Source organism: Acinetobacter sp. CAU_H_S170_2, assembly GCF_058890445.1.
This window is the reverse complement of the sequence record NZ_JBZYAE010000001.1, coordinates 2480762-2494449: the sequence shown is the minus strand read 5'-3', so window position 1 is coordinate 2494449 and position 13688 is coordinate 2480762. Positions and strand designations below refer to the sequence as shown.

12 protein-coding genes and 1 pseudogene are annotated in these 13688 nt (G+C 40.1%); 9 read left to right on the top strand and 4 right to left on the bottom strand.

What is annotated here, in order from left to right:
• Positions 1-70: 70 nt before the first annotated feature.
• Both AC5EUN_RS12300 and AC5EUN_RS12295 read right to left on the bottom strand, forming a co-directional pair.
• A complete protein-coding gene (locus AC5EUN_RS12300) occupies positions 71-1228 on the bottom strand; it encodes an OmpP1/FadL family transporter (protein WP_029574964.1) in 1158 nt (385 codons plus the stop codon).
• A 329-nt stretch (positions 1229-1557) separates the two neighbouring features.
• Positions 1558-2802, bottom strand: a complete 1245-nt coding sequence (locus AC5EUN_RS12295; protein ID WP_010326172.1) for an OmpP1/FadL family transporter — start codon at positions 2800-2802, stop codon at positions 1558-1560.
• A 750-nt stretch (positions 2803-3552) separates the two neighbouring features.
• Here AC5EUN_RS12295 and AC5EUN_RS12290 point away from each other — a divergent pair.
• Positions 3553-3669 (top strand): annotated as a pseudogene (locus tag AC5EUN_RS12290) (IS5/IS1182 family transposase); the annotation flags it as partial.
• A 30-nt stretch (positions 3670-3699) separates the two neighbouring features.
• Here AC5EUN_RS12290 and AC5EUN_RS12285 read toward each other — a convergent pair.
• On the bottom strand, positions 3700-4719 hold the full coding sequence (locus AC5EUN_RS12285) for an AraC family transcriptional regulator (protein WP_279742371.1): 1020 nt from the start codon (positions 4717-4719) through the stop codon (positions 3700-3702).
• A gap of 153 nt (positions 4720-4872) precedes the next feature.
• On the opposite strand from AC5EUN_RS12285, the gene AC5EUN_RS12280 reads away from it, so the two are divergent.
• The 8 genes from AC5EUN_RS12280 to AC5EUN_RS12245 all read left to right on the top strand — a co-directional run bounded on the left by AC5EUN_RS12280 (position 4873) and on the right by AC5EUN_RS12245 (position 12841).
• A complete protein-coding gene (locus AC5EUN_RS12280; protein ID WP_493352369.1) occupies positions 4873-6318 on the top strand; it encodes a coniferyl aldehyde dehydrogenase in 1446 nt (481 codons plus the stop codon).
• A gap of 50 nt (positions 6319-6368) precedes the next feature.
• Positions 6369-8087, top strand: coding sequence for a GMC oxidoreductase (locus tag AC5EUN_RS12275; protein ID WP_493352368.1), 1719 nt, complete (start codon positions 6369-6371; stop codon positions 8085-8087).
• A 479-nt stretch (positions 8088-8566) separates the two neighbouring features.
• Complete coding sequence (gene arsC / locus AC5EUN_RS12270; RefSeq protein ID WP_159153181.1) at positions 8567-9001, top strand: arsenate reductase (glutaredoxin); 435 nt, start codon at positions 8567-8569, stop codon at positions 8999-9001.
• A gap of 57 nt (positions 9002-9058) precedes the next feature.
• Positions 9059-9379, top strand: coding sequence for a metalloregulator ArsR/SmtB family transcription factor (locus AC5EUN_RS12265; protein WP_159153182.1), 321 nt, complete (start codon positions 9059-9061; stop codon positions 9377-9379).
• 6 nt (positions 9380-9385) lie between these two features.
• Positions 9386-9859 carry an arsenate reductase ArsC gene (locus tag AC5EUN_RS12260; protein ID WP_159153183.1) on the top strand — a complete coding sequence of 158 codons (474 nt, stop codon included), beginning with the start codon at positions 9386-9388 and terminating at the stop codon, positions 9857-9859.
• A gap of 7 nt (positions 9860-9866) precedes the next feature.
• On the top strand, positions 9867-10910 hold the full coding sequence (gene arsB / locus AC5EUN_RS12255) for an ACR3 family arsenite efflux transporter (protein ID WP_159153184.1): 1044 nt from the start codon (positions 9867-9869) through the stop codon (positions 10908-10910).
• A gap of 5 nt (positions 10911-10915) precedes the next feature.
• On the top strand, positions 10916-11620 hold the full coding sequence (gene arsH / locus AC5EUN_RS12250; RefSeq protein ID WP_159153185.1) for an arsenical resistance protein ArsH: 705 nt from the start codon (positions 10916-10918) through the stop codon (positions 11618-11620).
• A 153-nt stretch (positions 11621-11773) separates the two neighbouring features.
• Complete coding sequence (locus tag AC5EUN_RS12245) at positions 11774-12841, top strand: ArsO family NAD(P)H-dependent flavin-containing monooxygenase (protein ID WP_159153186.1); 1068 nt, start codon at positions 11774-11776, stop codon at positions 12839-12841.
• Between the two features lie 267 nt (positions 12842-13108).
• On the opposite strand, the gene AC5EUN_RS12240 is transcribed toward AC5EUN_RS12245, so the two are convergent.
• Positions 13109-13684, bottom strand: coding sequence for a VOC family protein (locus AC5EUN_RS12240; protein ID WP_493352367.1), 576 nt, complete (start codon positions 13682-13684; stop codon positions 13109-13111).
• Positions 13685-13688 lie beyond the last annotated feature (4 nt).

Genomic DNA, 13688 nt, shown 5'->3' with positions numbered 1-13688 from the left:
TTAAAATAATAAAAAATGGCGCAATTAGCGCCATTTTTCATTGAATTCAATGTTAGTTAACATAGATTAATTAAAAGCGATAGCCAATTTTCATACCATATGCAAGGGCGCTGTTATCTTCAAAGCTACCAACAACATTCCCACCTGTTTGTGCATCTGCATCACCTAACCATAGGTAACGTACGCCAGCAGCAATGAAATAGCTTTGTGCAGGGCTATATTGAGCGCCTAATCCAATACTCCAGTTTCCTTCTACAGGGCCAAGTGTCGTAACAGGGTTACCTGCTCCAGAGTCATAACCAACAGAAGCTGAACCAGCCCATTTATCATTAAACTTATGAGAAAGACCTGTTGTAATAGACCACTGATCATCTGAATAGTCGATTAGATTTTGTGCTTTACCTCTTGCAGCTTGTGTTGCAGCAGCTAAATATGTTGGCTTAACTGCAAATTGATCCCAATGTACCCAGCGAATATTTGCAAAAGCTAAGGTATCTTTAGCGACACCTGATTGCAAATCAATGTTTACAGACTGAGGTGTAACAACTTCTGTGTTTGAGTTGGGACGAACAACAGCACCTAGGGCAAATGTTTCTGAAGTATCAAGTTCATGTTTAATTTCAGAGCGATAAGTGATAGCAGCTCTAAGTGCAATTTCAGGAATAGAGTATGCGGCACCTGCAATCCAACCGAAAGCATCATCTTCTTTGAGATCTATGTCGTAGCCACCTAATAGACGAGTACCACCGTATGCGGCGCCACGTAATGAAACTTTTCCTTCAACTGTTTGATATACGGGGCCTGCATAAAAATTCCAGTTTTGGTTGGGTTGGTAACCAATCAGCGCAGTTAGATTATGAGTATCAACTTCAACAGAAGTTCCTTCCGTACCATTACCAAATGTACCTGCTGTTGATGAGTAGGTTGCATCAGCACCGAAAGGCTGATCATATAATAATCCTAGTGAAATATTATCGGTTGGCTGTATTTTAATCGCTGCAGAAGGGAAGTAGTAATCACCTCCCATATCACTGATTTTTTCATCTTTAACAACTGTAGAGGTACCTTCTACAGTTGGATCAATTACTGTAAAACCAGCTTCAGCATAGTTGCCCGATTGAAAAAAAGCAGACATTGATTGCCCAGATCGATCTAGACCGCCAGCTATGACAGAAGTTGTTGGGATTAAGCTGAGCAAAATAGCCGAGCGAAGAGCTGTAAGCTTCATAGGGAACATTCCTTGTTGTAGCTTTATGTAAGTGATTGGCACGAAAAGTAACATAAATACAAAAAGAGTAAATGCTCAACTACGGTTGTAAAATGAACTGAAAAGTTAAAAAATATACTTGTGTAGAGTAAAAACACTAAAAAAAAATATTAATTTTATGATTTATATGGATTTATTTTTAGATGCTGAGTGGCTGATTGAATATTATGCAAAATGTTTAAGTGTTTATTTGTTGCTCAAATGAATCACAAGTGTATAAAAAAGAGCGTAGGTGTCATTGTTGAAAATGAAAAAACCATCTTTGCAGATGGTTTTTTCAGTATTAGTAATTAGAACTTGTAACCGATTTTTAAGCCATAAGCTAAAGCATCATTGTCATTAAATTCTGCAACATAAGTATCTGATCCAAAGTTAGATGCGACTTGCGCTTTTGCATCGCCTAACCAGAAGTATTTAACACCACCAGCGATAAAGGTTGCAGGTGTTGGACTATATTGAAGTCCTAAGCCAACATTCCAGTAACCTTCAGTTGGGCCAAGAGTTGATATAGGATTACCTGCACCAGAATCCCAACCTACTGAGACATTACCTGCCCATAGATCATTAAATTTACGGCCTACACCTACGTTTGCTGACCATTGGTCATCAGTATAACCAACAATATCAAAGCCATTTGGGTTGTCTGGAGTCTGGCCTAGCGCACCTAGAGTATCTGCAACAGTTCCGAATTGTTTTAGGTCAATAGAAAAGTCTTTCCAATTCACCCAACGTACATTTGCAAAGGCAACTGTATTTGCCATGATCCCTGTTTGGAAATCAAGGTTAACAGATTGGGGAGTTGTAATATTTGCATCTGTTGCTACATCGTAAACAGGGCTACTGCCAACAAATGCTAATACGTTACTTTGACCATATTCGCGAGCAGATGCTTTGTGGTCAATTTCAGAGCGATAAGTGATAGATGTTTTTAAAGCAATTTCAGGAATTTGATAAGCAAAGCCAGCTAACCAGCCAACTGCACCATCTTCATCTAAATCAGCATTATATAAGCCAAGGCCGTTAGCTGAACCATATGCCGCACCACGTAATTGAACATTACCTTTAATTGTTTGATAAACAGGACCAGCATAAATGTTGAAATTTTCATTTGGCTGGAAACCAAAAATCATAGACAAACTTTGAGTGTCAACTTCTACTTCAGTTGCTTCACCGTTTAAGTGTAACAAACCTGTATTGAGACCAACAAGTGGGTCACTTGTTGAGTATGCAGCATCAGCACCAAATGGTTGGTCATAGATCAAACCAAATGAGAAGTGGTCTGTTACTTGTAATTTAAGAGCAGCTGAGGGGAAGTAGTAATCATCCCCCATGTCAGAAAGATTGCCGCCACCAGCAGTTGAAATAGCCTTCCCAGATACATCTGGATCTAATACAGAAATACCTGCTTCAAAGTAATTACCAGGTTGCAAGAATGCAGAGATTGACTGACCTGAACGATCTAGAGCAGCGGCAAATGCCCCCGTCATTGGTACAGTTGCTAAAATCATTGCTGTCGTTAATGTCTTTAATTTCATTCTACGTCTTTCCTTGAGGTGCAAATGCAAATGTTTGTTGCTCATTTTGTGTTTATGTTTTTTGGCTTTTGGAGAAGTCGGTTAACCGAAATCATTTGTTACTCCGTGTCACAAAAATAGCACAATTAAAATAAGAGTAAATGCTCTAGACATAACTAATCAGTTCAAAAAGTGATCGCAATAGAGTTTTTACACTAAAAAAACACTTTTTTTCAACTTAAGTTAATGAAAAATATAAATATATAATTTGAAATATAAAATTTATTATTTGGTTAAAATTTACTCAATTAAGCGTAAAAATAAATCCTTTTTGTGATTCGTATCACTTTTTTCTTTACTGTATTTATAATACAAAATTATATTTCGTAGATCATTTATCGATTATTTTTATTTAGAAGATCAAGTTGTTGTTTTTACATGATTAATATGGTCTACAGCAGCAATGATAATTGTTGCGGAATATTGTGCTGTGTTATAAAAAATATATAAAAGTTGAATCAAATATTAAGAGCAAAAATCCTTAGTTTTAAATATAGATGAATGAAGACAGATGGTCATTAAGCGGTGTAATCAGCACTCTATCTTGGCTTAAATAAGTTATCGTTTTGTTATACCGTTAAAAGCATAATTTATTAAAAAAGTGAGAGTTTTAGTTCGCTATCGCTCTACTGTGAACCATAAATGATTAGAAGGATGGGCTTTGTTGTACAAACCTATTCTTAAAGCCATCTTTAGCAATATAATTTCCGAATGAAGAAGCCAGCACCTAAAATTGACCGTATAAGCAATTGCTCCTCATATAACCGAGTTCTCATTAATCGTGGAAATATTGCCATTTGGTTTGATCTTGAAACTCAGAGGTATGCTCATTATTGAACAAAGTAACAAAACCAGAAGTTAAACAATATGGCTTCGACTTTTGTCTCTTAACTCGGTTGGAGGAACGCCAAACCAACTTTTAAAGTTGCGACTAAAAATAGATAACTCTGCATAGCCCAACTGTAGAGCAATATCCGTCAAACTCACATTATCTGTATCAAGCATACGAAGCGCTTCTTTCTTTCGGACATTTTCAAGTATATCTCGATAGGTTGTTCCTTGCATTTTTAAAACGCGCTGAAGCTTTTTCGGATGCATGCCCATACACAGCGAGATATTTTCAATGCTGCAGTCTCCTGTCGCCATCAGCATGCGGACTGAACTCTCTATCAGTGCGGTATTGTCTTCAGTTTTGGTGCTGCTTTGTGTTTCAAGCTGCTGTACGATCAGTTGATTGATGGCATCTTCATTAAAATTATAGGGTTTATAACTTAAAAAGCTTGCGGGAAAATAAAGCGCATCCTCATCGGTTTCAAACTCTACCTGACATGAAAAATGTGCTTGGAAAGTTTGAGCACTTTTTTGTGGTGCTTTTTGCTTGAAGCAAATTTTTTCTGCATGCCACTGTGGGCCAATCAAATCTTTGAGAATATTCGCGACAAGGCAAATGGCCAGTTGTGATTTTTGTGGTACATCGGTGTTGTATTCACTTAATCGAACAAAGTTCAACTTACAGAGTAGAGCATTATGCTGCGAGACGTGGAAGACAATGCCTTCAGCATGTAAATAGACATATTTTTGCGCCACGCTTAAGGCTTCAAGTATGCTCGTTTGTCGGGACATGTAGACGCCAATCAAACCGATTGTGCTAATATTTTGGAGTGCGCCGAGTTTTAAACCGAAGCAGTCATCCTGACAGGCTAAGGCCGCTTTTTCCAATAAATTTAAATAATGATCATAATGAATAAATGAATCTGGATCGCGGAGTAAAGCAGGTAAAATCCCGATCTCTTTCAAGATTTCTATAGGGTTGATGCCATAACTACGGACTAAGTCTTCAAAACCGCCGAGGCTGGCTGCACGAATATAACTTCCCATCACAACATTCCGTGTTGTCCTAAAACATCAATTTAGTGTCCTAAAAAGTCAAGCATAATTCAAGCCATTTGTTAAAGTAGGATAAGAGATTATCTCAACCAACATAGAAAAGAAGTATTAAATCACCATTTTTAGCCGTGAAAGGAAAAGCATATGCAACTTACGGTTCAGCCTCATATCGAGCAAACAGTGATAGAACAGACATTACACGATTGTTTTCAATTGCAGCGCAAAAGCTTTCATCAACAAGGCATTGAAACAATTGCGCAACGCAAGCAACATTTACTGAATTTAAAAGCGCTGATTAATGATCACCGTGAAGCAATTATTGAAGCCCTGAATCGCGATTATGGCAATCGTTCACGCCATGAAACCTTACTGGCAGAAATTATTACGGTCACAGATGATATAAACGGCAGCATCAAACACTTGAAACAGTGGACTAAAGTACAAAAAAGACATGTCGATCATAGCTTGTATTTTGGTGCGAAGAACCGCGTAATTCCTCAGCCACTGGGGGTGATTGGAATTATTGTGCCGTGGAATTTCCCCATCAATTTGATGTTTTCACAGTTGTCGGCCGTGTTTGCTGCGGGAAATACGGCTATGGTTAAAATGTCTGAAAATTCAAGACATTTGGCTGAATTGCTGATTGAGTTAAGCCCCAAATATTTTAAAGCGGAAAAATTACAGATTTTCGATGAGACTGGTGAAGTGGGCATCACTTTTTCAAAACTGCCGTTTGATCACTTGATGTTTACTGGCTCTGGTGCGACAGGGCGTAAAGTCATGGCTGCTGCAGCGCAAAACTTAACCCCTGTGACTCTGGAGCTAGGCGGAAAATCTCCTGCGGTGATAGACCCTGAATACCCTATTGAGAAAGCTGTAGAACGCATTATGTTTGTGAAACAGTTTAATGCGGGACAAATTTGTACCAATGTCGATTATTTATTTGTACATGAGTCGAAGTTACAAGCGTTTATTCAAGCGGCATCAGTTTGGGTGCAGGAACATGTGCCTGATATTCATAGCAAAGATTATACTTCTGTGATTGATGAGCGTGCATTTCAGCGCTTAGTACATAGCTTGGCAGATGCTGAAGCCAAAGGGGCTAGTTTAATTAATTTAAATCAGCAAGAGCCTGATGCTGCGACACGAAAATTTCCACTGACTTTGGTGTTGAACAGTAATGATGAGATGGAAATTGATACGCGTGAAACCTTTGGCCCGATCTTGATGGTCAAAACCTACCAAAAGCCTGAAGATGTTGTTGACTATATTGTTCAGCGTGATCGTCCATTGGCCTTTTATCCATTTAGCAATAACAAAAGCTTAGTCGAATTTTATATCAGCAGAGTTATGTCGGGCGGGGTTTCGGTCAATGATGCCTTATTTCATGTCGGGCAGCATGACTTACCATTTGGTGGAGTCGGTGCCAGCGGGATGGGGCACTATCATGGCTATGAAGGCTTTTTGACTTTTTCCAAAATGCGTCCTGTGTTTTATCAGGCGGGTTTTTCAAGCTTGAAGTTTCTCGCGCCGCCTTACGGAAAATTTGCCAATTGGCTGTTGAATTTATTGATTCGGATGAAGTCATAAGCGCTTAAATTTAAAAACAGAAAAATAAAACTATTAAAGGAGTTAATAGGATGAATAAAATAGATTTTGATTATGATCAAATTGTGATTGGCTCAGGCTTTGGTGGATCGGTCAGTGCTTTACGCCTTAGTGAAAAAGGCTATAAAGTCCTGATTTTGGAGAAAGGCTTACGCCGTGAAGATAAGGATTTTCCAACCACCAATTTAGACACCAAAAACTATTTGTGGCGTCCTGAACTGGGATTCAGAGGTACGATGCAATTTACTTTCACCAGTAAAACCACCATTTTGCACGGGGTAGGCGTTGGTGGGGGCTCACAAATTTATGCCAATGTACATTTAATTCCACCTGATGCTGTTTTTGAGTCCGAGGCGTGGACCAAGATTCGTAAAGACTGGAAAGAAACCTTAAAGCCGTTTTATGGTCTCGCTCAACGTATGTTGGGTACAGCGAATAATACTTATACCAATATTGCAGATGACACGTTAAAAGAAGTTGCGAGTGAAATTGGATATGCAGACTCTTTTAAAACGGTCAACACAGGGGTATTCTTTTCGCAAGCAGCTGGTCAGGAAGGTCAATTAGCGAAAGACCCGTATTTTAATGGAGATGGGCCAGATCGTAACTCCTGTATTTATTGTGGTGCTTGTATGTTGGGGTGTCGCAACAATGCAAAAAATACCCTCATGAAAAATTACCTGTATTTTGCTGAGCGTAATGGCGTTGAAATTCGTCCAAGTTCAGAAGTGGTGAAAATTAAACCACTGAATGAAGATGGTAGCGCAGGTTACGAAGTAATAGTCAAAGAAACCCTTGGGAAACAAGTTCGTCAGTATAGTTTGCACAGTCGTGGGGTAGTGTTATCTGCAGGGGTGATGGGTACGGTACCGATGTTGTTAAAAATGCGTGATCAGCATAAGACTTTACCCAATATTTCTTCATTGCTGGGACAGGAAGTTCGGACGAATTCGGAAACCCTGACCACAGTAAACAACACAGGAAAAAAACTGGATGATGGGGTGGCAATCAGCTCTTTTATTTCGGTTGATGCAGATACCAATATCGAGGTCACACGTTTCCCTGAAGGTGCGGATGCTTCATGGATTTATATTCCATACGTGCCGATGGTGACCGGTCAGGGCTTTATGCGCTTTATGAAGTTTGTGTTCAATACACTGTTACATCCCTTAAAAACCTTTAAAGTACTGCGTTATAAGGGTAAAGCCAAAGATTCGATCATTTTATTGGTAATGCAAAAGTCTGAAGCATTCATTCATTTTGAATGGCGTAGAAAGTGGTATCGACTGTTCAAAAATAGTATCACTGCTGTGCAAAAAGAAGGGGACACGCCACTCACCGTTTCATTCCCTGCGGCTGAAGAAGCCACTAAAATGATTGCACAAAAGTTGGGTGGAGAACCGGGTTCTGCACTTACCGAAATTTTACTGGGAACGCCAACGACAGCACATATTATGAGTGGTGTCGCGATGGGAAATGATAAGTCGAATGGCGTTGTGGACTTCACAGGTCAAGTCTTTGGTTATCAAAATTTACGCGTATTAGATGGTTCGATTGTACCTGGAAATTTAGGTGTGAATCCCTCACTGACCATTACCGCACTGTCCGAATTTGCGATGAGTCAAATCCCAGTGTTCTCCGCAGAGCGGGCAGCAAAGATTCAGCGTATCGAATTTAGTCGGCCTTTGGAGGGACAGGTGTCTGACTTGAAGGGTACTGGTGATTTAGCCAGTGCATTAAGTAATGCTTAAAAAAGGGAATATGGTTTGGGCTGGTGATGGTGCCTAATACGGCAAATTAGACAGCCGAAGCAATACAATCTTGAGATCATTATCCCTCTAACGCTGTATTACAGCGTTAGAGGTCGTTGCTGATTTTATGGGCTATAATTCAGAAATTCCTAAGCTAAGAAGAGAGCAAAAAACTATCTTACCTTTTTACCGATTAATTGGGGGGGCATTACTGAGTCTATTCATAGACCCAAAAGCCATAGTTTATTTTTTCTTGTTATAAAATATGACTAGTAAAATCAAAATAATAACTAAGATCAAAGTAATCATGACTGTTTCCATAGTTTGACCTCTAAATCTTATATTTTATCTAATTTTAACATGCTCATTCGATCACTATATATTTAAAATAGATCATTTTTCATTCTTTAAATATGGAGTTGCATATATATGTTTATTCATATATAAATATATGTAAAGATTCCATTGAGTTTGAGTAAATGACTGCTACTCCAAAAGTGAAGATCTATCACAATCCTGAATGTGGTACATCACGTAATACATTGGCGTTAATCCGTAATGCCAATATTGAACCTGAAGTGATTGAGTACCTTGTAACACCTCCATCTAAAAATGAACTGATTCAAATGATCGCGGATGCAGGTTTAACGGTGAGAGAAGCGATTCGTAAAAATGTTGCTCCATATACAGAATTAGGAATTGATCAAGAGGATTGGACTGAAGATCAATTGCTTAACTTTATGCTTCGGTATCCAATCCTCATTAATCGCCCGTTTGTGGTCACAGATTTGGGCACTCGTTTAAGTCGTCCATCAGAACTGGTTTTAGAAATTCTACCCCTCCCACAAAAGGGTGCTTTCACTAAAGAAGACGGTGAACAAGTGCTTGATGCAAATGGGCAGCGATTGAAATAAATAAGTACTGGGTATCTGTAAGTATTGCTATATCCAGAGGTTTGAGTAGGTGAAAGTATGGATCAAATCAATTTTTTTAAATGTTTAGCTGATCAAACGCGATTCAATATCGTCATGTTGGTTCTTGGAAATAATGAACAGTGTGTTTGTGATTTGACTGAAAAACTACAACTCAGCCAACCTAAGATTTCGCGGCATTTAGCCTTACTGCGTTCTTCAGGTCTTTTACAAGATCGACGTCAAGGGCAATGGGTCTATTACAGTCTCAATCCTAATTTACCCACTTGGTGCGTAGACGTCTTAAATACCCTCAAAAATGCTGATTTACAGCCCCAAATTGAATGCCCTTTTTCGCAAATAAAGAGTTATTGCGAGTAGCACAAGATGAAATTTCTTTTTTTATGCACAGGAAATAGCTGTGGCAGCATTTTGTCCGAAGTGCTGTTTAATCGTCGTGCGCCTGAAGGTTTGAAAGCCTATAGTGCAGGTAGTCAGCCATCAGGGCAAGTACACCCATTGACCATAGAAACTTTAGAAAATCTTGGTCTTTCAACAGATGGTTTGTGGAGTAAAACCATTGATGACTGCGAACAATACCAACCTGATGTGGTGTTTACGGTTTGTGATTCAGCCGCTCAGGAAGCTTGCCCACTTTATTTAGGTGGTGCAATCAAAGCACATTGGGGTTTGGCTGATCCTTCGCATTTAGACTTGCCGAAAGAAGAAAAACTCAAAGCATTCCAAGTCACTGTGGATCATATCAATCGTCGTTTAGATGCGTTATTTGCACTGGATACAGCGCACATGTCTCGTCATGAATTGATTGCTTCAATCAATCACATCTCAAATATTGAATGAGAACATCATGGCCCAACAAAGACTGTCATTTTTAGATCGTAACCTCACGCTATGGATTTTTATTGCCATGGCTTTAGGGATAGCGATAGGTGTGTTCTTTCCACAAGCCTCAGTGGCATTGGATAAAATGAGTGTGGATTCCGTTAATATTCCAATTGCGATTGGTTTAATTTTGATGATGTACCCACCATTAGCCAAAGTAGACTATGCAGCTTTGCCACAGGTGTTTAAAGATAAGAAAACGCTGACGCTATCCTTAGTACAAAACTGGCTCATCGCACCTGTTCTGATGTTTGCATTAGCCATCATTTTTCTACACAGCTATCCTGAATACATGACAGGCTTAATCTTGATAGGACTGGCTCGTTGTATTGCCATGGTCTTGGTTTGGAATGGTTTAGCCTGTGGGGATAACCAATATGTTGCTGCATTGGTGGCCTTTAACAGTATCTTCCAGATCTTATTCTTCAGTACTTATGCTTGGCTATTCTTAACCTTCTTGCCACCTTATTTTGGTGTTGCAGGACAGGTAATCAATGTCGATTTTTGGACTATTACCCATGCAGTACTGGTGTATTTGGGAATTCCATTTTTCCTTGGCTTTATGACGCGATTCACTCTAGTAAAAGCTAAAGGTCTGGATTGGTATCAACATGTCTTCTTACCTAAGATCAGTCCACTGAGTTTGTTGGCGTTATTGTTCACGATTGTGGCGATGTTTAGCCTCAAAGGAAACGACGTGGTGAGTTTGCCACTCGATGTCTTGCGTATTGCGATTCCACTGACCATTTACTTTATCGTGATGTTCTTCATCAGCTTCTTTATGAGCAAGTGGATGGGGAATGACTATCCTAAAACCACAGCTATTTCTTTTACAGCTGCGGGAAATAACTTTGAATTGGCGCTGGCTGTCGCGATTGCAACCTTTGGTTTGGCTTCACCTGTCGCATTCACGACTGTGATTGGCCCATTGGTTGAAGTACCAGTGTTGATTGCTTTAGTCAGTGTGTCTTTGTGGCTTAGAAAAAAGTTTTTTAAAGAAGAGGTGTAATTTCTATGACTCTCCCAAATGTAGATATGAATCTTCTCGATCAACCGACTTTAGAAAAAGTACAAGCTAAAGTGCTAGATCATCCACCCCGTATTTTGCTGCTGTATGGTTCTAACCGAGAGCGTTCATACAGCCGATTGGTGGTGATGGAAGCTGGTCGTATCTTGGAGCAGTTTGGCGCTGAAGTAAAAATTTTTCATCCTAAGGGCTTGCCCTTACCTGAAGATGCAGATATGGAACATCCAAAAGCCAAAGAACTACATGAACTTTTGGCTTGGTCAGAAGGGATGGTGTGGTGTTCGCCAGAACGCCATGGCTCAATGAGTTCAATTTTCAAATCGCAAATTGACTGGATTCCACTGGCAGGTGGTGCGATTCGTGCAACCCAAGGCAAGACTTTGGCGCTCATGCAAGTCAGTGGTGGTTCGCAGTCTTTTAATAGCTTAAACCAGATGCGTATTTTAGGCCGCTGGATGCGGATGATCACCATTCCAAACCAATCGTCTATTCCCAAAGCTTTTTTAGAGTTTGAAGAAGATGGACGAATGAAACCTTCAGCCTTTTATGATCGAATTGTCGATGTCATGGAGGAGCTGTATAAATTCACGCTACTGACGCGTGGGCAAACTCAGTACCTCACAGACCGCTATTCAGAGCGAAAAGAGTCGGCAGAAGAATTATCTAAGCGTGTCAATCAACGGAGTTTATAAACTCTAGATGATCAAAGATGTTGAAAAGTAGCTTGTGCAATTGAAAGCCCAATTACAGATTTGATCAATTTTTAAAAGTCGCTTAGTTTGTTGAATAGACTGGGCTTTTTTAATTATGAATATGGCTTCACTATAACAAAGAGGAGAATTGCTTTGGCACAACTACAAGCAGAAGTCGATGTGATTATCATTGGTGGTGGTCAGTCGGCACTTGCTACAGCTTATTTCCTCAAACGTAAAAAAGTTCCATTTGTGATTTTAGATGATCAATCGCAAGCTGGCGGTGCATGGCTGCATGCTTGGCAGTCGCTACGTCTTTTTTCACCGCATACATGGAGTTCGTTGTCGGGTTGGATGATGCCAACGACTGAACACACCTACCCAACGCGAAATGAAGTGATCGAGTATTTGTCGGCATACGAGCAACGCTATCAATTTCCGACCATTCGGCCAGTCCATGTCGATCATATTGAACAAAAAGATGGCTATTTAGATGTGTATGCTAGAGATCAATATTGGCGGGCAAAGGCTGTGGTCAGTGCAACAGGTACATGGAGCCAGCCTCATATTCCTAATGATATTGGACGTGAAAAATTTAAAGGAATACAGCTTCATTCAGCGGACTATGTCAATGCAGCGCCTTTTAAAAATAAGAAAGTCATCGTTGTCGGTGGTGGTAACTCAGGCGCACAAATTCTTGCCGAAGTTTCAAAAGTGGCAGAAACGACTTGGGTCACGATGACAGCACCAGCATTTTTATCAGATGATGTGGATGGGCGGGTCTTGTTTCTTCGTGCAACGGAGCGTTTAAAAGCACAACAGGAAGGTCGGAGTTTGGAACAGCTCGCAGGTGGGTTGGGAGATATTGTCATGATTGACAGTGTCAAAGAGGCAAGAACACGAGGAGTTTTGCACAGTCGAGAGCCTTTTGTCGCATTTGCTGAGCATTCGGTTATTTGGGCTGATGGTTCAACACAAGTGGTAGATGCTGTCATTTGGTGTACAGGATTTAACCCTGCACTTAATCATTTAAGAGGTCTTAGTGTGGTAGAGCCTGATCAAACGGTTGCTGTTCATAATGGGCGTTCAATGAAAGTAAATAACTTATGGTTGGTTGGCTATGGTGAGTGGACAGGCATGGCATCGGCGACTTTAATTGGAGTGTCCAGAACAGCAAGAGCTGCGGCTGATGAAATTGCTGCCTATTTGACTGGTGCTTAAACCTATAAGTTTAAAGGGATGCATAGACAGGTTTCATGCATGAACAATTTGATTCGATACGGATGAGGACGGAAATAGGATTCGCCGTGAAGCAAATGGAAAGCAATTATTGATGATTGATAGGAGATTTAAGGTACTCTAAGTAGCTAATTAAAATAAGAAATCCTATCTATTTAAATCATAAAAGCAGCCGAAGCTGCTTTGCGTTTTTTATCATCGTTGAAGTTGCCTCTAAGGCATTCACCATCAGCACAACTTCCGCCAGACTTAAGCGTCTACTTTGGCGGTACGAGAGTTTTGGCTTAATTCATCTGCATGTAGGAAGTGCGTATGCTGCGGTGCGCGTTTGGTTTTGCTCCATTCTTCCAGCATGTCATATTTCATTTGTTCTGTAATCATGGCAATTTTTTGTGGCGCTTTTTCATCGTCATAGGCCAGTTCCAAACGATGACCATTTGGATCAAAGAAATAAATTGAGTAGAAAATACCATGATTGGTAATGCCCAAGACCTCTATGCCATTGGCTTCTAGGTGTTCTTTAGCATCAATCAGTGCCTGACGGTCTTTGACTTTGAGTGCAATGTGCTGCACCCATTTTGGGGTGTTTTCATCACGGCCCATTTCAGGCTGGGTTGGCAGTTCAAAGAAAGCCAGAACATTACCATTTCCTGCGTCTAGGAATAGGTGCATATAGGGATCAAAGGCTTTGGTTGAAGGGACATGGTCTTCAGCAAAGGCGAGAATGAAATCCATATTTAGGTTTTTTTTGTACCATTCCACCGTTTCTTTGGCATCTTTACAACGGTAGGCCACGTGGTGGATTTTTTCAATTTGAATGGTCATTTTT